The following is a 22647-nucleotide window of genomic DNA, read 5'->3' as shown; positions in this document are numbered from 1 at the left end:
ATGGCAGTATTTCTTTTTGATATATTGAATGCAACAGGCCATGTAAAGCCGACCTTGGCTTTGGCTGTAGCCTTGAGAAAAGCGAGGCATAAGGTGTTTTACACCCATACCTCAAGATCTATATTCTCAAGCTATCTAGAGCGAGAAGGGATTGGCAAGATTTGGTATCCAGATGGCTTGAAAGAGTGTTTCCCTGATTTGGTCTTGTTGGATCAGGTCTTGAGAGACCGTGCCGGGTTCTATGAATATTTACGAATCCCGTTTATCTATGTGGAGTCTGCGCTTTCCGGATTAAAACGGCAAGGCATACCTCCACTGGATTCGGGATTTATCCCGACAAATTCAAGATTTAGTGATTTTGTGTGCAATTTCTTATGGGTTTTAAAATCGAAAAAAAACAAAACAACTTCGGTAAAGCAATTGGTATTAGCCGCTACTCCATTGGATTATCCGGGGGAAGTTAACTCATTGGTTGAGAATGTAGGTCCTTTTTGGAGTGAGGTGAAGAATGTATATACCTCTCCGAGACAAAGGCAATCTTTATATTCATTTCTTGAGAAAAGAAAAATAGAGGGAAAAATTATATTGTATTGTTCCTTGGGCACTTATCAAGGATTTTCAGACTCTTTAAAAGTGCGTCATTTCTATAAGATACTAAGGCTGCTCTGTGAGCGACATCCGGAATATGAGCTAGTAGTTTCCATTAATGGCAAAATCCATGCTTTGGATTTGATGCCTTTACCCCGAAACATGCGAATTTTTAAGTGGATGAATCAATCTGATGTATTGCATTATTGCGATTTAGTGATTACTCATGGGGGGATGAATACTTTAACGGAATGTGTATTAGCGGGTGTGCCTATGCTTGTCTATCCACAAGCCACTCATTTTGACCAATGTGGTAATGCAGCTCGTATCGTTTATCATAAACTGGGAGCAAGAGGTAATATGCATAATGTGACAGTAAATTCCATGTATGAAAAAATCCAGCAAATAATTGATAATAAACGATCTATATCAAAAAGACTGATAGAAATGAGAGAATTATTTATTTGTAAAAACGCAAGTATGAATCAGGCTATAGATTCATTGCTTTGCCATTGTGAGAACCTTAAAAAGAGATAAATATGGAAGTACCTAAAATCATACATCAAATTTGGTCTGCTAAATTTAAGCCTTATCCTGCCATTTTCAGAAAGTTGGCTGATACCTGGCGGCGGTATCATCCGGATTGGGAGTATATTCTTTGGGATGATGAACGAATGGATTGTTTTGTACATACTTATTATCCCGAATATGAGGAGATTTTTAAGCGTTTTCCTTATGACGTACAACGTTGGGATGTGATACGTTACCTTATCTTATATAAGATGGGTGGGTTTTACGTAGATTGTGATTATGAATGTCGGAAACCATTCGATTCTTTATTAGGAGATCATACATGTTGCTTGGGATTGGAGCCTTCTTCCCATGCGGTGTACGCTCATCGTGATATTTGTATAGGGAATGCTTTGATGGCGGTGAAAGCTGGGCATCCTTTTATGAGAGAACTGATAGATCATGTCATGAGTGTTCCTATACCTGAGGTATTGCCTCGTGATAAGATAGCTTATGTGGTATTGTCTACGGGGCCGATTTTTCTGTCGAACCTGTATGAAATGTCTACTTATCGGAGTGAAATCCATCTGATGTCAGATGAAAAGGTGGCTCCTTTTTCTACGCAGGAATGCAGGGCTCTGCTCCAAGGAAAACGGCCGGATGATTATGAGTTGAGGAAAGCATCGGCTTGGGCTATTCATTATTTTACGACTTGTTGGGCAAGCCAGTTAAAGAAAATAGTTAATTAAAGGAAGCCATATGAAGAAATTTCCCTTTTACCGGCAGTTAGATGCTATGGATTGCGGTCCTTCTTGTTTGCGTATGATCGCTAAACATTATGGAAAAAACTTTTCTGTGCGACAATTGAGGGATAGCTCTTTTTTACTGCGGACTGGGGTAAATTTGTTGGGATTAAGTGAGGCCGCTGAAAGTATAGGCTTTCGGGCAACCGGAATGCGCACTACGCTTAATAAATTAAAGATACAATCGAAACTTCCTTGTATATTGCATTGGAATCAAGCTCATTTTGTGGTCTTGTATAAGATTACCCAAAAGAAAGGACGATTTATATTTCACATCGCAGATCCGGCCTATGGACTTATAAAATACGAGGAGGCAGAATTCAAGAATTGCTGGGTGAGTACCCGGCAAGGTGGTTTGGAGAAAGGGGTTATCATGTTATTAGAACCTACCCCGCAGTTCTATGATACCGAGCCGATTGTTTATGAGCGTTTATCGCTTTGGCATTTGCTGAAATACGTTCGCCCGTATAAAAAAATAGTATTTCAGCTTTTATTTGGTTTGCTGGCGGGAAGTATCTTGCAGCTGGTTTTACCCTTTTTGACCCAGACTATCGTAGATCAAGGTATAGGGCATCGAAATTTGGATTTTATCCAATTGGTATTGATCGCTCAATTGGTCTTGGTTTTTAGCCGGACCTTGATTGAAGTGATCCGTCGCTGTATCTTGTTACATATCAGTTCAAGGGTCAATGTTTCTTTAATTTCTGATTTCTTGGCTAAATTAATGCGTTTGCCTATGCGCTTCTTTGATAGTAAGTTAGCAGGAGATTTAATCCGGCGTATAGAAGATCATAAACGGATAGAATCCTTTCTCACTCAATCCGTATTAAATATTTTGTTTGCGACCTTAACGATGTTTGTCTTTGGAGGAGTCTTAGCTATTTATAGTTGGCGAATTTTTCTGTTATTCCTTGGGCTGAGTGTGCTATATGTTCTATGGGTAAAACTATTCATGAAACGAAGGGCCGATTTAAACCGGAAAAATTTTGAGCAAATGTCTATACACCAAAATTATTTAATGCAAATGATCTATGGAATGCAGGATATTAAATTGTTGGGGTGTGAGCAGCAAAAGCGTTGGGAATGGGAAAGTATTCAAGCTTCTTTATTTCATATCAGTGTTAACTCCTTAAATCTGGGACAGTGGCAACAAGTTGGTGCGGTTTTAATAAATGAGGTGAAAAATATATTGATCACGGTTATGTCCGCTACGGCGGTATTGGATGGGCAAATTACATTGGGAGCCATGTTGTCTATCCAATACATAATCGGACAAATGCAAGGTCCTGTTGAGCAATTAGTTTCTTTTATGCAACAAGCACAAGATGCTCGTCTCAGCTTAGAACGCTTGGGCGAGATTCATGGTAAAGACGATGAAGAACTGGAAGATCGGGTATACCAGAATGAAATAGCGGGTGATCAGTCCATTCGGTTGGATCATATCTCGTTTACATATGGATCAACAAAGTCAAAACGAGTGATCCAAGATTTATCCTTGGAAATCCCTGCGGGTAAAACAACGGCTATTGTCGGATTAAGTGGAAGTGGAAAGACTACCTTAATTAAATTAATGTTAGGTTTTTATCCTCCAACTGAAGGGGCTATTTTATTGGGTAACACTTTATTAAGTCGTGTCAGCTTTAAGGAATGGAGAAAGCATTGCGGAGTAGTCATGCAAGAAGGGTATATCTTTAATGATACGATTGCCAATAATATCGCTCAAGGAGACGGTACGGTTGATAAAGAACGGTTGTTTTATGCGGTAGAGATGGCTAATATCCGGGAATATATAGAGTCGCTTCCTTTAAAATACAATAGTCGGATTGGTAGTACTGGGCAAGGTTTGAGTCAAGGACAAAAACAAAGGATCTTGATTGCACGGGCTATTTATCGAAATCCTGATTTTATCTTTTTCGATGAGGCAACCAATGCTTTAGATACAAATAATGAACGAGCGATACAGGAAAATCTAAATCGTTTTTTTGAAAAGAAGACGGTTGTTATTGTAGCGCACCGATTAAGTACCGTTAGGAATGCGGATCAAATTGTTGTGTTGAAACAAGGTCGTATTATTGAAAACGGGACGCATGATGAGTTGATCGCTTTAAAAGGAGATTATTACCAGCTAGTTAGAAACCAACTTGAATTAAGTAATTAACGGGAGCATGGAAGAGCGTAAAGAAAAACAAGAAACACGGGATTTCCACCTCATAGAACTTTATAACCGGGATGTTTCGGATATATTGGGGGATGCGCCGGATTGGTTGGTACATACGGGTAGTTATCTGTTATATGGTATTATTGGGTTGTTATTGGCTGGAACGGCCTTGTTTCAATATACGGATACGGTAGAAGGAACGGTTATGATAGATGATTTGGCGAATGTAAGATGGGTGATGGCAAAATCTTCCGGACCGATCGATGAGTTTTTTGTAGAAGATGGCTCTTTAGTAAAGAAAAACGATACGATTGCCATGATTCGTAACCAAGCTTCTTTAAAGGACGTGAGTTATTTTTGCCAAGTATTAACTAATGTAGAGTGGTTCTATCGTACACGGAATAAGAAATACTTGGAACGGTATCCATTGGATTTGATCATGGGAGAGATGACCGGAGCTTATGAGCAATTCACGAAGGCAGTAAATGATTGTTATATAGAAGATGAGTTTAATGTATATCCTCGCAAACGGGAATTTTTGCAAAAGGAGCTATTGATTTTAAAAAAACATCCCGAAAAGAATGAATTGGAGATATTACGAGTAGAACGGGAACTTTTTAATTTATCCATAGATAGACAAGTTTTACGGCAAAGGAATTTGAAGCAATTAGAGTTGGCTTATGAGCGCATGGTAAACGGCTTGCGTGCATGGGAAGCGAAATATTTAATAAAAAGTCCGGCCTCCGGTAGGATTATTATGGGAAATCGTTGGGCGATAACAAATTTGGTTAATGAAGGGGATACGATTTGTTCTATATTATCAAGCAATAAAGGAGAGTGGGTAGGACGTATGCGCCTAACACAACAAGAAGTAACCGGACTTCATGTGGGTGATCCGGTAAATATTGAATTAGTGAAATATCCGGCACATACCTATGGATATTTATTAGGCAATGTGGCTTCTATCTCTTATGTACCGTATAATAAGAGTTATGCCTTGGAAATACATTTTCCAGATTCATTACGGACAACTGCCCGAAAAGAAATTCCGTATGAAGTGGGATTGGCGGGGAATGCGGAAATTGTGACTTCTAGTCGGAGTGTCCTTTCTAGGATATTTACACCTATCAGTGAAATTTTACATAAAAAAGAATAGAGGCTTATGGGATACATGTTATCGATTATTGTTCCGATTTATAATGTGGAATCTTATTTAGATATCTGCTTGAGATCCCTTATAGGGCAAACATTACGTGATATTGAGATTATCTTGGTTGATGATGGTTCCACAGATCGTTCAGGAGAGATCGCTCAAGCGTTTGCGGATAAGGATTCTCGTATTCGGCTAGTTCGGCAACGCAATCAAGGGCAGGGGATGGCTCGGAATGTTGGTTTAGGTATGGCGAATGGTAAATATGTAGCTTTTGTGGATAGTGATGATTGGGTGATCTTGTCCGCTTATGAGCGTTTGGTAAAGATAGCGGAGGATTTTGATGTCGATATGGTGATGGGGAATGTTCTTTTCTGCTATCATAATGGAAAACGCATAGACCGATATAAGCGAACTAATAAATCCATTTTCGATGACGTGTTATCTGGCCCGGAATGTTTAGTCCGATTAAATGAGCAAAATGCGTTTTCTCCCATGATTGTCACTTATTTGTATAAAAGAGCTATGTTGGAGAAATATCATATCCGGTTTGAGGCAACCATTCACGAGGACGAATTGTGGGTTCCGCAAACATTTTGTTATGCTCAAAGTGTAAAAGTAATAGATTTTAACTTTTATGGATATCGCCAGCGGGAAGGATCTACCATGAATAGCATTAATTATAGAAAAAGGTATGAGGCATTAATGTATATAGCAGAGCAGCTGATGAAATTTACAGTACCATATATGATGAATCCATTACAAGTCGAATTACTCAGTTGGCTATATGTTAAAATTATATGGTTGTTCCATTTTGCTTCCATTCAATTGCGTTTTTTACCGGAAGATGTTCGTCTTTCTTATTTAACAATGTTGGAGCACTTGAGATCCCAAGAACCTCATTTATATCCGGAAGCCTTAATCCGATATCAGAGATATCTGAATTTGATAGAAGAACAATTAAAAGAAATAGGTTAACTCTAAAAAGTAAATGACATGGAAGAAAAGAAGAAAGTAGTATTACTGGAAGAAGAGATCATGGATGAGAGTGAGGAATCCTCAAATCTGGATTTGGATGAGCTTTTGGAGATCGAAGGAGGCATAGATGTTGATGAGGATGCAGGTGATTGTGGTTTAGGCTGTTTCCTTGCAGGAGTGTATTAGTGTTTAAAATATAGGCGATGCATTTAAATAAAGATCAAGTATATGTATTAAATCCAGACTATGTATTACGAAATGATATACATAGAATCGCTTTGTATGCGAAAGAGAGTGTTAACGCCTATAGTTCTCGAAACTGGAACAGCTTCATTCATCCGATTCATGCGAAGTTGTTCAGTTTCTTTACCTATGATCGTACATTAGGGGAAAATATCGGGTTGATCTCATCTTTTTTTAAAAAGGATGTGGAGTCCGTTTCTCGGTTGGTAATTCCTTATTTGGAAAATCCAACACCCATTTATGTGAATTGGAAGGGGAAACGAATTCTTTTTCCAAAGAATATTTTGGTACAAAAAAAACATTTAACAACACCTTTCACTCCTTCTCGATTGATGAAGGTCGATTTTGATTGCCAAGAGATTGATTTGGACACTCGCCGTTTTTATTCTGGCCCATTAATGATTACATTTATGTTGAATAATACCTGTGTGACTCGTTGTGTATATTGTTATGCGGATGTTCAAACGAAAGTCCAGCATTTAGTTCCTGTTTACCGTTGGTTAGAATTGATTCAAGAAGCAAAGTTAATGCAAGTACGTCAAATCAATTTGATGGGAGGAGAAATCTTTTTGTATAAAGATTGGGATATATTATTGAAAGAGTTGGTTGATCAGGGTATGTCTCCAGAATATCTTTCAACTAAAATCCCACTTACAGAAGATTTAATTGTCCGACTACAAAATACGGGATATACCAATTGTTTGCAAATTTCCTTGGATGCTTATGATGTTGATATATTGTGTAGTAGCCTTCAAGTTAATGCTGATTATTTAGAACGAGTGGAAAAGGGACTTCGTTTATTAGATGAAAGTGGTATAACTTATCATGTGGCAACAGTCTTGTATTCTTGTAATGGAAGAGAAGAAGAACTACGAAAGTTATTTGATTTTTTAATTACATTATCTCATTTGAGTGATTGGCGTATATCTCCGGCAGTAAATTCTATAATGATTGATTATGATATTTTTTCTAAAATCAAATTGAAAAGATTTCAGATAGAGATGCTTTTTCGTTATGTGAATAACGTTTTATCTTCACAATCTCCATTCCCAATTTTGTTGAATCGAACAGCGATTGATAAATCTTATTATACTTGCTTGATAGATAGTAAGGAATTCAAAGGAGCTGTATGTTCCGCTTTAAATACACATTTGTTCGTTTTACCTGATGGAAAGGTGAGTATCTGCGAGCAACTTTATTGGAATCCTCTATTTATAACAGGAGATGTCAACGCTTCTTCTCTAAAAGAGATTTGGATGTCTGATAAGAATTTGCAGTTAGCTTATATTCAGAGAGAAAACATACAGGAAAGTAGTCCTTGTCGATATTGTAAACTATTTGATCTTTGTTTTAGCAATAGAAATCGTTGTTGGGCTGATATAATAAAGGCTTATGGTAAGAATAATTGGGACTATCCTGATCCTAGATGCGAAAAAGCATATAAAATGAGAAATAATTTAGATTATGAATGATTTCTATTTGTAGTCTTGTGTTTTCGGATTTTGTAGTGATATATTTGTAATGATCTCAATTTAATTAAAATTTTATTGTCATGAACACAAAACAAGAGAAGCAGCAAAAAGATTTAGCTGCAAATCAGGAGGCTCAAGAGCTTGACATTAATGAACTTATGGAAGTTCAAGGTGGTGAAGACGAAGATGACGATGGCGGTTGTCTTTTAGGTTGCGGCATAGGGCATTTATACAATTGAGACTTAAAACTCGATTGTTTGTCTGGGTGTAAATAGATCCTCTTAGGAGTATTATTCTTATTAAAGAGGGAAGCTTTCTTCTGGATATTATGGATGCTTCTCTCTTTATTTTATTTAAATACCTCAAATACTAATATATATGGATGTATCTTATAATGATATTTATGTATTGAATCCTGACTATATGATGACAAATGATAAGTATAGGATTGTGTTATATTCAAAAGAGACAGTTAATGAATATAGTTCTAAAAACTGGATTTCATTTTTGCATCCAGTACAAGCTTTAATATTTAGTTTTTTTACATATAAGAGAAGCTTGTCGGAAAATTTAGTGTTACTGTCTGAGAGGTTGAATCTGACTAAATCTCAAATAGCAAATTTGATTCATCCGTTTTTGGAGAATGATACTCCAGTTTATGTTATCTGGAGACAAGAAAAAATCAGATTGCCTAAAAATCTCTTGATGCCATTATCTAAATATGGTAAATATCAAGATTCTTTTTTTAGGGAATATACTGAAGATATTCTTACTTGTGATGATAATATAGATATAAAAACATCACGATTGTATCGTTCTCCACTTAACTTGACATTGATGCTTACAAATTATTGTGTGACAAAATGCAAATACTGTTATGCGGATACAAATACGAAAATTGATACATATTTGTTTATGGATGAGATATTGGCTCTTATTGATAATGCTGTAAAATTAGGTATTCGTCAAATAAACTTGATAGGGGGAGAGGTGCTGCTATATAAGAACTGGGATGTTATATTGGCTAAGTTAGTTGAATGTGGCATGACTCCTGAATATATATCAACAAAATATCCTTTAACGAATTTGATGATCCGCAAATTTAAATCAACGAAATTTAATAATCCTATTCAAGTATCAATAGATACATTATCCTCTCCTGTTCTAGAAGATCTGTTGAGTGTTTCATCCTCTTATTCATTAAATATGCAAAAGTCGATAAAGGCTTTAGATGAAAGTGGTTTGAAATATAGAATAGCAACAGTGTTAACAAGTAAAAATTCACAACAAAAAGATATATGTGAATTATATGGCTTTTTGTCAAGTCTTAAAAATATAACAGACTGGAGAATTTCTCCAATTAGTAATTCATTATATTTAGATGAATTAAAATTTAATAAATTGAAATTATCTGCAAAAGAAGTAGACGAGTTGTTTTGCTATATGGATAAGGAGATTGTCACTTCTTCTAGATTTCCTGTTTTATTGAATAAATCTATTCATAATAGGGTGTTTTATACTAGTGAAAATGGTAGTGAAAGTTTTGATGGCTCTTATTGCTCTGCGTTAAATAATCATATGTTTATATTGCCTGATGGAAAAGTAACAATTTGTGAGCAATTATATTGGAATCCTTGTTTTATAATCGGAAATATAAGAGAGCAGACTATTTCTGAAATATGGAATTCTAAACAAGCTCTTTATTTGGCAAATTTAGATAGATCTGCAATTCGAGATAATAGTAATTGTAAATGTTGTGATTTATTTGATAAGTGTTTTAGTGCTAGAAATCGTTGTTGGGTGGATATTGTAAAAGCCTATGGTTGGGAGAATTGGGATTATCCAGATCCTCGTTGTAAATATGCTCCTGCAATGTTCCATCCATTAAATTATAAGTGATCTCTGTTAGATGAAATGTTTTTGTTTACAGTATTTATAGTTGAAATGTAGTGATAATTTAAATTCAAGAATATGAGAATACTGATATTACTATTTTTATTGCCAGTATGTATCTGTTCTGCCCAAAATATTAAGATTAAAGGATCTGTTTGGGGAGAAGATGAACATGCAGTAGAATTTGCAAATGTTGTACTACAAAAGCAAGACTCGACATTTGTTTTAGGTACTACCACAGATCTAAAAGGTGATTTCCTATTGGATAAAATAACTTCAGGCGATTATAGGCTTATTGTATCTATGATTGGTTATGAGGATAATGTAACGGAGTTAAAGGGGCTATATAAGTCTTTGGATTTAGGAAAGTTGGTTATGCGAGAAGAGGTGGAGTCTCTTAGTGAGGTAACCGTGACTGCTGCTAATGTCATAAATAAATCGGATCGGAAGTTGATCTTCCCGAATCAAAAACAATTGGCGGCTTCAACTAATGGTATCAATTTATTGAATACGCTCCAATTACCTCGATTAAATGTCAATCTAATGGATAATACGGTATCCTTAACTACAAAAGAAAGTCTTCAACTTCGGGTAAATGGCGTAAAAGTAACGGAACAGGAGTTGATGGCTATACAACCGCAAGATATTATACGGATTGAATATATAGAAAATCCAGGTATGCGATATGAGAATGCGGGCGCAGTACTCAATTATATTGTTCGGCGACACGAAGCGGGAGGATCGGTTTCGTTTAATGTCGTTCAGTCTCCTTATAAGGGGATGGGTAATTATAATTTATCATCAAAATTGAGTTATAAAAAGTCTGAGTTTGGTCTTAATTACATGGGGATGGCACGAAAGTTCAATAATGTCTGGCGAAAGAATGAAGAGCATTTTTTTTTCGAGGATGGTCGGGAACTCATAAAGGAAGAGATTCCTGAACCAGGCAACTTGACAAATAACATACATCAGTTGTTGCTGAATTATAGCATACAAGCCGGAGAACGTGATTACATAAATGTGACAATCGGATATTATAGGGGATTATTTGGTGAGGATTATTATAGTAATTTGAAAAATAGCTGGCATCCGAATCAGGTGGTACAAATGACAGATTTGAGCAGTAACCAGAGTGATCGCCCTTGGTTGGATTTATATTGGTCTCATTCTTTTAAACGAAAACAAAGCTTGTTTCTGAATCTTGTTGGCACCTATATTCGTAGCGATAATGATCGTACTTATTTGGAAACGGTGGATGGGCGTGAGATCTCTGACATTCTTTCTTTGGCGAAGGGAGACAAATATTCCTTGATCGGCGAGGCTATTTATGAGAAATCATGGGAGAAGGGACGTTTGAGCGCTGGCTTGAAGCATACGCAGGTATCAGTAAATAATAAATATGCTGGGACTGTGGACTATGCGAATAAAATGCTAGAGGCGAATACGTATGCTTATTTGCAATTTGCGGGGAAGATCAAGAAGTTGGATTATGCGGTTGGGGCCGGTGTATACCGTTCTTGGTTAAAACAAGAAGGAGTGGATAAGTATGAGGCTTATACATTCCGGCCAGCAGTCTCTGTTACATATACTCCAGTAGATAAGTTTTATATTCGGTTAAATGGTTCGATAGAGAATTATTCACCTTCTTTAGCGGATATAAGCGCAGTGGATCAATATATTGATTCTTTGCAGATTCAGCGGGGAAATCCAGAGTTGCAACCTTATGATTATTATAAATTCAGTTTAAACTCAGAGTTTAGATTTGGTAAAAGTTCTCTTTCGCTTTGGGGGATGTACATGAATTTTCCTGATGCGATTATGGAAGAAACGTATATGGAAGGTGATCGATTTGTTCGAACGAACTTGAATCAAAAGCATTTACATCAATTGATGGGTTCTTTGACGTTTAAAACCCGTTTTTTCCGGGATATCTTTAGCCTTTCTCTGACTGGGGGGAGTAATTATTTTGTAAGCGAGGGTCATACTTATAGGCATACTTATACAAATTTATATTATAGGGCTTCATTGTTCGCAAATTATAAACAGTGGAGTTTGCTGTATGAGCAATATAGTACGTTTAACACGTTTTGGGGTGAGCAGATGAATGGAGGAGAGAATGTCCAGACTATATTACTAAATTATAAATATAAGGATTGGGTGTTTGGCGTTGGAATGTTTAATCCATTTTCTACGACAGAGCATGAGGTCCGAAATTATAACCGATATGCTTCGTTTCGAAAAATCAATAGTGTAGACGATGCTTCCAGATTGTTTGTGTTACAGCTATCTTGGAACTTAAATTTTGGTCGCAAACAGAATGGTACTCAAAAGAGATTGAATAATTCGGACACGGATGCTGGTATTATGAAAGTTGGTAAATAGTTAGGTTTATGAAACGATTTTCTTTAGTGATAATTAGCCTGTCCTTTTGTCTTTGCCTATATGCGGATGAAGGAGTGTGGTTACCCCATGCGAGTGCTTCATATTGGGAGAATATAAAGGAACGAGGTTTGTCTCTTCCCATAGAAGATTTATGTGGTGATGATTCGATTAGTCTCAAAGATGCTATCATCCGTTTTGGTGGAGGTTGTTCTGGAGTAATCGTTTCTGATAAAGGTTTGTTGATGACCAATTACCATTGTGCGCTCCGGTATGTAGAGCAAGTGACCACCAAGGAATGCGACTATATAATGGAAGGTTATTGGGCTGAGGGAAAAACAGAGATTCCGATAGAAGGATTGTCGGTGAGATTCTTAGTACGGACGGAGGACGTAACAGACTCCTTGTGCGTTGAACGTGGAAATAGAATGCCAGAGAAGGTGAGAACGGAAAAGATTAAGGTTTTGGAAAAGAGATATACGGATAAGGTTTCCGGATATGAGGGGAAGATCGTTCCTATGTTCTCGGGTAATCGGTATTATCTCTATCAATACCAAGTGTTTCGGGATATCCGTTTGGTTGGTGCTCCACCGTTCGCATTGGGAAAGTTTGGTAAAGATGTGGATAATTGGATGTGGCCGAGGCATACGGCTGATTTCGCTCTTTTTCGTATTTATGCGAGTCCGGATAATCTGCCGGCCTCTTATTCTCCGACAAATGTTCCTTATCGGCCGAAGAAGGTTGCTACCATATCTTTGAGGCCTTTGATGGAAGGGGATTTTTCTTTTGTGCTGGGATATCCGGGTAGTACGGATCAGTATAAGCATTCGGAGGTTTTATTGAGTCAGGTCCAGGTATCTTATCCGGTTCAAATCGATCTGATGGGCAAATACCTTACTTTGTTAAGCACCTACATGGAACGGGACGCTTTGTTCAAGATGCGAAATACGGCTCAATATGGGAGTGTTAGTAATGTGATGAAAAGATACCAAGGATTTATCATCGGTATGAGTCGAAGCCAAGGCATTGGGAAGAGGAAGGAGGAAGAGTCTCTTTTTGAAGCATGCTTGAAGAAAGATCCGATGTTACATAATCAATATGGTTCCTTGTTGGAAGGGATGAGGCGGGTGGAGCAAGAGAAAGTGGCTTATGCGATTCCTTATAGCTTGTATTTGAATGGCTGGGGTATGATCGCTTTGTTGCAGAAAGCCTTATTTGTTTCTGAATTGGATAAGGATCATTTGAACTGGAAAAAAATAAATCGATTTTTACGGGAAACACAGAAAAGAAGTGATTCTCTATCTTTAAGTATGGACAAAGAGTGGTTTGTGGAAGTGATGCGTTCCTATCTGAAGAATGTACCAAAGGATTTTCATTTTCCTTCTTTGACAAAGAATGCTTCTAGTCTTGATGAATGGGCTGATTCTATTTATGAGCAATCAGTTTTATCGGATACTTTGATGGTTCGGTCTTTGTTGGAAAATAATCTTGATCTGCTAAAGAAAGATCCAGCGGTTTCCTTGATCAATGAGATAACCAGTTTATATGTTGAGAAGGTATGGTGTTGTCTCCCTTTGTTAAGCCAACAATTGGATTCGCTGAAGAAAGAGTATGTAGCTGCTCGAATGGAATTACTCGGATCCGAGAATTGTTGGCCGGATGCGAATGGCACGATGCGTTTCTCGTACGGTACCATAAAAGGCTATCAGAGTGAGAATGTAACGCATAGCTATTACACGACTTTGGATGGCATGCTCCAAAAAGCGAGATCAAGAAATGAGGTATATGCTATTCCTTCCTTATTCCATGAACTTTATGAGAAGAAAGATTTTGGTGATTATGCGGTGAATGGAACGATTCCGACTTGTTTTATCGCAACCAATCATACGGTCGGGGGGAATTCCGGTAGTCCGGTATTTAATGCGTCGGGTGAGTTGATTGGATTGAATTTTGATCGTAATAGGGAAGGAACGATTGGTGATGTGGTATATGATGAATCTGTTTGCCGCAATATTACGGTGGATATGCATTATGTATTATTCATCATTGATAAATATGCGAAAGCGCATTCGATTATAAAGGAGTTGATGATTCGTAAATAATTTGAATATGGCAACCATCTTGTTTGATATATTTCCCGCTACAGGGCATTACAATGCCAGTATCTTACTGGCCAATAGGCTGGTGAAAACAAATAGGGTAATATTTGTTTGTGAGAAGAAGTATGAACAAGTGGTACGAAAAGCTGGATTTGAATCTTACCCGATTGAGAGGCACATCTTACCTAGTCGCTTTTCTATTCGATATGTAAGGATTAGTTTCTGTTTATTCTTTTATTGTCTCTCCCGATTTCGTTTGAAAGAGGATAAGCGATATATCCAAGAAGAGTGTTTTGCGCATAAGCAAATGTTAGTGCAAATACAACCGGATCTGGTATGTTTGGACTCACACCATTTTTATAAGAAGTTCTTGTATGATTCTTATCTGAAATCAGGTCGTTTGTTACGTATACAGACCATGCAAAGTACAGCAAGATATGCGTATTTATTCCCGATTTGTTATGGCTTTCTTCCCCAGTATACAAATATGGGATATAGACTCGCCTGCTTCGTATGGAAATGGTATCGGGTGAAATCTAAGTGCGTTTCATATATTGATCAAATATTATTCCCCGGGAAAAATATCATGTATCATTTGAGATTACTGGCTGGAATTCTACATAAAAATATTTGCGAAGAGATTGATTATGGTAGGTACTCTCCGAGAGGTGTGGAATTTCGGGGAGGTAAAGAGATTGTCATTCCTTCAACTGCCTTCAATTTTCCAGTTGTTGAGAGTACATTGTCTTTCAAAAGAATTTTAGGTGAAGAAAATAGGCAGGAGCGGTTTTCTCCTAGATATTTAGAGTGTGTGGATAGGATTGTGGACTTACGGGGGCACGGTGAGAAGGTTGTTTATATCTCTTTAGGGACGTTGAGTGTAAATGACAAGAAACTTGCTGTCCGCTTTTTTATGATGTTGAGAAGAGTTTGTAGAGAAATGGAAGGAATTGCTTCTTTTGTTATCTCAATCAGCAAAAATGTCTTTCCGGTAGATTTCGTTCCTTATTCCCGAAATGTTTATCTTTTTAAGAGGGTGCCACAATTGCATCTTCTTCAATATTGTGATTTAATGGTCACGCACGGTGGGATGAATAGTATTACCGAGTGTATATCGAATGAGGTGCCTATGTTGGTTTATCCCTTAGATAAAAACTGGGATCAACCGGGAAATGCCGCACGAGTTGTATATCATGGGATGGGTTTAAAAGGAAATATGCGTTGGGCTACACCGGGGTCGATCAAAAGAAAGATTGATGAGATCTGGGGAAATTATGATTATTATAAGGATAATGTCCGGAAGATGAAGGCTCGTATAGCTGCGGAACCGGATACGGCTATGGATTATATTAACTCGTTATTGGCATGATGGACTTGGATCATATAAAAAAGACGTTTGTTCTTGCTAAGCAATGCCCTACGGGAGTAGCTTGTGTTTGGTCTTTAATTCGGTATAATCATGGGGATACTACTCCTTGGCTGATTTCGGAATGGAGTGAGACAGCAAAAGGGGTTACAAAAATTGGGGGATTGCTGAAGGCCGTACGCTTGTTGGGTTTTGAGGCGATTACACGGAGGCTGACAATGGCCCAATTGGAAAGGATTGTGTTTCCAGTAATCATTTTTGTGGAAAAGGATGATGGGGTAAGGGATTTTGTTGTCTGCTACGGTTCTGATGGAAGGCGTTTCTTGGTAGGAGATACCTCATGGGGGTTAAACCAATATTATCCAGAGGAAATGGAGGCGATGTGGATCGGTGGAATTACATTGGATTTGTTTGCGGGAGAACGGTTTCTTTCCGAGAAAGAACATAGGAATGCTTTAAGAGAACTTGTACTAAAATTGATGCGAAAAGGGGCTGAATGTCGCAATAGGTTGTTGAAAGATTGGATAGAAGAATCAGCTTGCGACTGCAAGAAAGATATTTGTTGGATAAAACGAATTTTCCCTTGGTTTTGTATATGGGGAATATTGAATTTGGTATTCTGGATTGTGGGCATTGGATTCTTGTTGTATGAAGAGATGTATTCCTCTTTGTGGGGATGGTGTGGAATCTTGATTTCTGCCGGAATTTTGTATAAACTGGCTGTTTGTTGGCGAGATGAACTTGGTATACATAATTGGGGGAGATTAAAGAACCAGGATGAAATTGAAATGGTTCGGAATATTTCATGGAATTGGCGTGTTGGTTCGTGGGCAATCTTTATTTCCGCTTTATTAGCATTTTCTGGATGGCCTAGTTTTGAATTGGGGATTGGCATTGGAGCTGTTTCGTTGTCGATCGCTCTTTGGGTGTCTGTCTTTATTCGAATAAAGGAAGTTGTATATATTATATACTGGGTGTTTGTCGAGGTACAAAAACGAGAAGAATCAAAACCTGCATAATAGAATAGGTTAACACTTTGCTTATTGAGCCGGTATCTCTGCTATTCTCTGAATAGCGAGATATCGGCTTCTTGATATGTTAAAAATCATCCTATATACGAAACATCTCTATAATTCGTTGTTATATGAAGGATTATCTATATTTTTGTAAATAAACTAGTAAGCTTATGGCAGCGAAGAAAGACAGAGTACTCTGGGCGGATGATGAGATTGATTTGTTGAAACCGCATATATTGTTCTTGCAGGATAAGGGATATGAGGTGATTCCGGTGGTAAGTGGCCAGGATGCGATAGACTGTTGCAAGGAGCAATCTTTTGATATTATTTTTCTCGATGAGAATATGCCCGGCTTGACAGGGCTGGAGACGCTGTCGCATATCAAGGAAATCGCCCCAGACGTACCGGTGGTGATGGTAACCAAGAGCGAGGAAGAAAGCATCATGAACCAGGCGATCGGGAATAAGATCGCGGATTATTTGATCAAACCGGTAAATCCCAACCAGTTGCTTCTCTCCATCAAGAAGAATGTCCATAAGAACGTGATTATCTCGGAGGCCACAACAGTTGGTTATCAGCAAGATTTCGGTCGTATCGGTATGCAAATCAATGATTCCTTGACGACGGATGATTGGATGGATGTCTATAAGAAATTGGTGTACTGGGAACTGGAACTGGAAAGCAGTCAAGTGGCAATGACCGATATGCTCCGCATGCAGAAGGAAGAGGCCAATAACGCTTTCGCCAAGTTCGTGAAGAAAAATTATGTGAACTGGATACAGAACCCGGCCGATCGTCCGTTGATGAGTCCCGATCTTTTCAAGAAAAAAGTATTCCCGATGCTTGATAATGGCGAGAAGGTCTTCTTTATCTTGATCGATAATTTCCGCTTGGATCAATGGAGAGTCGTAAAGGAATTACTCGCCGAATATTTCACTTTTGACGAGAGCTTGTATTATAGCATTCTACCTACTGCCACGCAATATGCCCGGAATGCCATATTCTCGGGGTTGATGCCCTCGCAAATAGAGCGGATGTTCCCGGATTTGTGGGTAGATGAGGAGAGCGAGGAAGGCAAGAACCTGAATGAGGCCCCGTTGATTCAAACCCTGATCGATCGTTTTCGAAAGAAATACACTTTCTCATATAATAAAGTACACGATTCTCAATACGGGGAGAAGCTGTTGGGCACGATCCCGTCTCTTACCCGTAATCAACTCAATGTGATCGTGTTGAATTTCGTGGATATGCTTTCCCATGCTCGTACGGAAAGCAAGATGATCCGTGAGTTGGCGCAGAGTGAGGCGGCCTATCGTAGTTTGACTAAATCGTGGTTCCAGCATTCTTCCACGCTAGAGCTGTTCAAGCGGATCGCTGAGCGGGGGGCGAAGGTGATCGTTACGACCGATCATGGGACGATTCGGGTAAATAATCCGGTCAAGGTGATCGGTGATAAGAATACAAATACCAACCTTCGTTATAAGGTAGGGAAAAACTTAAACTACAACCCGAAAGAGGTCTTCGATATCCGGGACCCGGAAAAAGTGGGGCTTCCTTCTCCAAATTTGAGCAGTAAATATATCTTTGCCTATGGCGAGAATTTTTTCGCTTATCCGAATAACTACAACTATTACGTTTCCTATTATAAGAATACGTTCCAGCACGGAGGAATCTCGATGGAGGAGATGCTGGTGCCGTTTATTACGATGGAACCAAAATAAATGCCGTTTTTAAGTTCGTGGATGATAGGTTTTATTTAATTTTGCGCAAGAAGAAATCGGTTTATCCATGATGGAATACGTAAGAATCATGAGATAAAATCGTTGTATGGAAAGTGAGGATTGGATAGAGAACAAGATTGGAAAATAGTTAAGTTAGATAAGATGAGCACGATAAAAATAGAAAGCTTGGATAAGATCCATGAGGCAGCCAAAGAGTTTATCGCCGGCATGGATGATCGTACGGTTTTTGCCTTTCAAGGGCCGATGGGAGCTGGCAAGACAACCTTTATCAAGGCGATATGCGAGGAGCTAGGCGTAGAAGACGTGATTAATAGCCCTACATTCGCTATTATCAATGAATACCGTAGTGGTACGACAGGAGAATTGATCTATCATTTTGATTTCTACCGGATCAATAAATTAAGTGAGGCCGAGGATATCGGGACGGAAGACTATTTCTATAGCGGCGCTTTATGTTTTATCGAATGGCCGGAGAAAATAGAAGAGTTATTACCCGGAGACGTGGTGAACGTCTTGATCTCGGAGAACCCGGATGGCTCGCGTACTGTAGAGGTTAAGTAAGTTATGGATCCTTCTGAGTATTTTATCTTAGTCTTGTTTATCGCTCTAGGTGTATTCTCGATCGTAGCGGCGATCTTTAATTTCGATTGGTATTTTAAGACCAGCGGGGCGATGACTTTCGTAAATTGGTTGGGCCGTGGCGGCGCGCGTATCTTCTATGCGTTGCTGGGGGCCGGATTGGTTACTTGCGGAGCGTTGGGGCTGGCCTACTGGTAATAAAAAAGTAAGTTAATTTCATAAACTCATGAAATTAACTTACTTGAATACTTATGGCGGTCGTATCGCCGGCAGATTTATTCCGCTAATTGGAAATCGAGCTGCTTGCGTTCGAGGTTCGCTTGCGCTATCTTGACTGTAATCGGGTCTCCCAAACGATATTGACGTTTCTTGCGGCGGCCCAATAAGCAATAATTTTTCTCGTCGAACTCATAGTAATCGTCATCCAGATCACGGATAGGCACAAGTCCCTCGCATTTATTCTCATTCAGCTCTACGTAAAGCCCCCATTCGGTGACACCGGAGATTACGCCATCGAATACCATGCCTAACTTATCTTGCATGAATTCCACTTGCTTGTATTTGATAGATGCACGCTCGGCATTGGCCGCTACTTGCTCCATGCTGGAGCAATGATCGCACAGCTCCTCATACTTCTTTTGTATAACACTGCGCCCACCTGCCAGATAACGTTCCAGCAATCGGTGTACCATCATATCCGGGTAACGTCGGATAGGAGAGGTGAAATGCGTATAATACTCGAAAGCCAATCCATAGTGGCCGATGTTCTCCGTGGAGTAGCGGGCTTTTTGCATGGCGCGGATCGCTACTGTCTCGATCAGGTTCTCTTCCGGTTTCCCTTGTACATTGTCCAATAAGAGATTGATTCCCTTGGATACATCGGTCTTTGTTCCGTCTGTTTTCAATTTATAGCCGAAGCGACGAATGAAAGAGGCGAAATTCTCCATCTTATCCGGGTCTGGAAGCTCATGGATACGATAGACGAATGTCTTCTTGCTCTTTCCCTTGGGAGGACGGCCGACGAATTCGGCTACGGTACGGTTGGCCAGTAGCATGAACTCCTCGATTAGCTTATTTGCGTCTTTTGAGATCTTGAAATAAACACGGACAGGTTTCCCTTGTTCGTCGATCTCGAATTTAACCTCATAGCGGTCGAAGTTGATGGCACCGCTCTTGAAACGGCGTTCCCTTAATTTCTTGGCAAGGTTGTTCAAAGCCAATATCTCCTCTTTGTAGTCTCCTTCACCGGTCTCGATCACCTCTTGTGCCTCCTCATAGGTAAAACGGCGGTCACTCTTGATAATCGTTCGGCAGATGTGGGAATTTTGTACCACGGCATCACTATTTAACTCGAATATGGCGGAAAAACATAATTTTTCCTCATCGGGGCGTAAGGAGCATATTTGGTTGCAAAGCCGCTCGGGAAGCATTGGAATCGTACGATCTACCAAATAGACGGAAGTCGCACGGCTTTGTGCTTCTTTGTCGATGATACCATCTGTTTTCACGTAATGCGTTACGTCGGCGATATGTACGCCGACTTCCCAGTTACCGTTATCCAAACGGCGTGCGGAAAGGGCGTCATCAAAGTCTTTTGCGTCTTTCGGGTCGATCGTGAATGTTGTTATTTCCCGGAAATCCTCCCGGTGCTCTATCTCCTCCGGAGAGATCGTTTCCGGGATCTTATCTGCCGCTTTCTCTACCGAGGAGGGATATTTGTAAGGCAGTCCGAATTCGGCCAGGATCGCGTGCATCTCGGCGGTATTCTGCCCGGCTATGCCTAAGATATCGACAACCTCACCCAGCGGATTCTTGGCTCCATCGGGCCATTCTATGATACGTACGATCGCTTTGTCGCCATTCTTGCCCCCTTTCAGTTTATCTTTAGGGATGAAAATATCGTTTGCCAGCGTCTTGTTCTCCGTGACTAAGAAAGCGAACCCCTTTGTTACTTGGAGTTTGCCTACGAAAGTACGTTCCTTACTCTCAAGGATTTCTACGACCTCGCCTTCCGGTTCCGCGCCTTTGCGTTTGGCGAAAAGTTGCACTTTCACCTTGTCGCCATCCATGGCATGGCCGGAATTACGTTCGGCGATGAATACCGGCGTGCCTCCATCTTCAGGAATGAAAGAGTTCTTTCCGTTACTACGGCGGGAGAAAGTTCCTATGGCCACGGTCCCCAGTCCGTTGAGCCGGTAGCGGCCGCGGTCTAGCTCGGTGATGATATCTTCCGCGGATAGGTCATATAAGATGTCTACCACTTGCCGTTTTTGCACTTGGTTCTCGACTCCGATGATCTTACTGATTTGTTTATAGTTGAAAGGTTCTTTGGGAGAGGATTGGAAAACGGAGATGATAGCTTGGATCATCGCTTCTTTTTTCATGCGCTTACCAGCGCTCTTGTCCTTCTTACCTTTTTTCTCCTTATTATCTTTTTTTGCAGGTCTATTCTTTGCCATTCTGTATAATTATTAGCATTTGTTTTTTATGGGGGACAGGGATATGTCTCGTCTTTTATATGCCATGTCTACAAAGGAAACAATTAAAATCAATATTTGGTTGACAATTGTGTTAATTAGATTTATACTTCCGGATTATTAATGGAAACAATTCGCCGGTAATCCTGTTGCTCCGGGGGCGCAACAGAATACACTGCCGCTTAGAGGGTATTTTTCAAGTTGTTCCTCGCTTAACCCGGCGCGGGCGGTTGTTATATACAGTGTATCGAGCCTTTTCCCGCCAAAAGCGCATGACGCGACGTGTGGGGCCGGTACTACTATTTTTGTCAATAAGTCTCCCGTGTAAGGATTGTAACAATAGACACCGCCACCTCCCCATTGAGCTACCCAAAGATTATCATCCTTATCGATTGTCATTCCATCCGGGGAACCGGAGCCTTCGGGTATATTTACGGCTATGCCGTCGTACAATATGTTTCCGGAACTGTTGTCGTACCGGAAACGAATGATTCTACGGGTAGGCGTGTCGTTATAGTACATGTATTTCTTGTTGGAAGACCATACGATTCCATTGGAGATTGTTACTTTTGTCAGCTTCGTCTCCACGGTTCCGTCCGCCCAGACACAGTAAAGGCCGGCTGCTCCTTTAGGTGCGCCAAATCCCATGGTACCGATCCATAGGCGTCCGGACGGGTCGCATTTCCCGTCGTTGCAACGAATTTTCCCGTTATTGTCTGGGATTGGGGCGATAGAGGTCTGGTTTCCATCCGTTAAGTTTACACGGATAATCTCGTTTTGTAAAGCGACGACTACCGTACTGTCCGTTTCCGGCACGACGGTAGATACCATACGGTCAAATTGCCATGAACGACAGTCTTCCAGCCCTGGCATATATTCATACAACGTCTTGCCTTCTATATCTACCCAGAAAAGCGTATTGCGATCAGGATGCCAGATCGCCCCCTCTCCTGTAGTAGCTTTTGCCCGAAACGCTAGATCTGGCTGGATTATAACAGGCTCGTTTGTGCAAGAGGTTCCTTTAAACATGATAAATGCCAATATTAAATTAATAACTATTTTTTTCATGCCATACAATGAATCTGAGTTTACAAAGGTATAAATTTGTTTTATAATGCCATGATGAAAGATTATTTCTCTAACTTTGGAATACCTTTGTTAGTTCCTTATACAAAGGACTTTGAGAGAATTACC

Annotated in this window: 18 protein-coding genes; 16 read left to right on the top strand and 2 right to left on the bottom strand. The window is 39.6% G+C overall.

Translation table 11 applies throughout. The features are described from left to right. The 16 genes from Q0110_RS08595 to Q0110_RS08520 all read left to right on the top strand — a co-directional run bounded on the left by Q0110_RS08595 (position 1) and on the right by Q0110_RS08520 (position 19174). Positions 1 to 1125, top strand: a complete 1125-nt coding sequence (locus Q0110_RS08595; RefSeq protein ID WP_297905749.1) for a glycosyltransferase — start codon at positions 1 to 3, stop codon at positions 1123 to 1125. A 2-nt stretch (positions 1126 to 1127) separates the two neighbouring features. Continuing rightward, positions 1128 to 1847 carry a glycosyltransferase gene (locus Q0110_RS08590; RefSeq protein ID WP_297905747.1) on the top strand — a complete coding sequence of 240 codons (720 nt, stop codon included), beginning with the start codon at positions 1128 to 1130 and terminating at the stop codon, positions 1845 to 1847. Positions 1848 to 1857: 10 nt separating this feature from the next. Beyond that, positions 1858 to 4059 carry a peptidase domain-containing ABC transporter gene (locus tag Q0110_RS08585; protein ID WP_297905746.1) on the top strand — a complete coding sequence of 734 codons (2202 nt, stop codon included), beginning with the start codon at positions 1858 to 1860 and terminating at the stop codon, positions 4057 to 4059. A gap of 7 nt (positions 4060 to 4066) precedes the next feature. Then, positions 4067 to 5215: an HlyD family secretion protein gene (locus tag Q0110_RS08580; RefSeq protein WP_297905744.1), complete on the top strand. Its 1149-nt coding sequence runs from the start codon at positions 4067 to 4069 to the stop codon at positions 5213 to 5215. 6 nt (positions 5216 to 5221) lie between these two features. Then, on the top strand, positions 5222 to 6187 hold the full coding sequence (locus tag Q0110_RS08575; protein WP_297905742.1) for a glycosyltransferase: 966 nt from the start codon (positions 5222 to 5224) through the stop codon (positions 6185 to 6187). Positions 6188 to 6205: 18 nt separating this feature from the next. After that, complete coding sequence (locus tag Q0110_RS08570) at positions 6206 to 6373, top strand: hypothetical protein (RefSeq protein WP_297905740.1); 168 nt, start codon at positions 6206 to 6208, stop codon at positions 6371 to 6373. 17 nt (positions 6374 to 6390) lie between these two features. Next, positions 6391 to 7902 carry a radical SAM protein gene (locus tag Q0110_RS08565; RefSeq protein WP_297905738.1) on the top strand — a complete coding sequence of 504 codons (1512 nt, stop codon included), beginning with the start codon at positions 6391 to 6393 and terminating at the stop codon, positions 7900 to 7902. A gap of 80 nt (positions 7903 to 7982) precedes the next feature. Continuing rightward, entirely contained in the window at positions 7983 to 8141 is a 159-nt protein-coding gene (locus Q0110_RS08560; protein ID WP_297905736.1) for a hypothetical protein, read from the top strand. Positions 8142 to 8280: 139 nt separating this feature from the next. Continuing rightward, entirely contained in the window at positions 8281 to 9801 is a 1521-nt protein-coding gene (locus Q0110_RS08555) for a radical SAM protein (protein WP_297905733.1), read from the top strand. A gap of 72 nt (positions 9802 to 9873) precedes the next feature. Next, positions 9874 to 12177 (top strand): carboxypeptidase-like regulatory domain-containing protein, encoded by a 2304-nt coding sequence (locus Q0110_RS08550; protein ID WP_297905731.1) that lies wholly within the window; start codon positions 9874 to 9876, stop codon positions 12175 to 12177. An 8-nt stretch (positions 12178 to 12185) separates the two neighbouring features. Continuing rightward, positions 12186 to 14276: a S46 family peptidase gene (locus tag Q0110_RS08545; RefSeq protein ID WP_297905729.1), complete on the top strand. Its 2091-nt coding sequence runs from the start codon at positions 12186 to 12188 to the stop codon at positions 14274 to 14276. A gap of 808 nt (positions 14277 to 15084) precedes the next feature. Continuing rightward, entirely contained in the window at positions 15085 to 15642 is a 558-nt protein-coding gene (locus Q0110_RS08540; RefSeq protein ID WP_297905727.1) for a nucleotide disphospho-sugar-binding domain-containing protein, read from the top strand. Further along, complete coding sequence (locus tag Q0110_RS08535; protein ID WP_297905726.1) at positions 15639 to 16658, top strand: cysteine peptidase family C39 domain-containing protein; 1020 nt, start codon at positions 15639 to 15641, stop codon at positions 16656 to 16658. The genes Q0110_RS08540 and Q0110_RS08535 overlap by 4 nt, the downstream gene beginning before the upstream one ends. A gap of 167 nt (positions 16659 to 16825) precedes the next feature. Continuing rightward, positions 16826 to 18376, top strand: a complete 1551-nt coding sequence (locus Q0110_RS08530; protein ID WP_297905724.1) for a PglZ domain-containing protein — start codon at positions 16826 to 16828, stop codon at positions 18374 to 18376. A 162-nt stretch (positions 18377 to 18538) separates the two neighbouring features. After that, complete coding sequence (gene tsaE / locus Q0110_RS08525) at positions 18539 to 18958, top strand: tRNA (adenosine(37)-N6)-threonylcarbamoyltransferase complex ATPase subunit type 1 TsaE (protein WP_297905722.1); 420 nt, start codon at positions 18539 to 18541, stop codon at positions 18956 to 18958. Between the two features lie 3 nt (positions 18959 to 18961). After that, complete coding sequence (locus Q0110_RS08520) at positions 18962 to 19174, top strand: immunity 17 family protein (RefSeq protein ID WP_297905720.1); 213 nt, start codon at positions 18962 to 18964, stop codon at positions 19172 to 19174. Positions 19175 to 19251: 77 nt separating this feature from the next. On the opposite strand, the gene rnr is transcribed toward Q0110_RS08520, so the two are convergent. Together rnr and Q0110_RS08510 are read right to left on the bottom strand one after the other, a co-directional pair. Further along, positions 19252 to 21435 (bottom strand): ribonuclease R, encoded by a 2184-nt coding sequence (gene rnr / locus Q0110_RS08515; RefSeq protein ID WP_297905718.1) that lies wholly within the window; start codon positions 21433 to 21435, stop codon positions 19252 to 19254. 138 nt (positions 21436 to 21573) lie between these two features. Then, a complete protein-coding gene (locus Q0110_RS08510; RefSeq protein WP_297905835.1) occupies positions 21574 to 22482 on the bottom strand; it encodes an SMP-30/gluconolactonase/LRE family protein in 909 nt (302 codons plus the stop codon). Positions 22483 to 22647 lie beyond the last annotated feature (165 nt).

Source organism: uncultured Parabacteroides sp. (assembly GCF_947855115.1).
In the GTDB taxonomy this organism is placed as follows: Bacteria; Bacteroidota; Bacteroidia; order Bacteroidales; family Tannerellaceae; genus Parabacteroides.
This window is presented reverse-complemented; position numbering and strand designations above follow the sequence as displayed.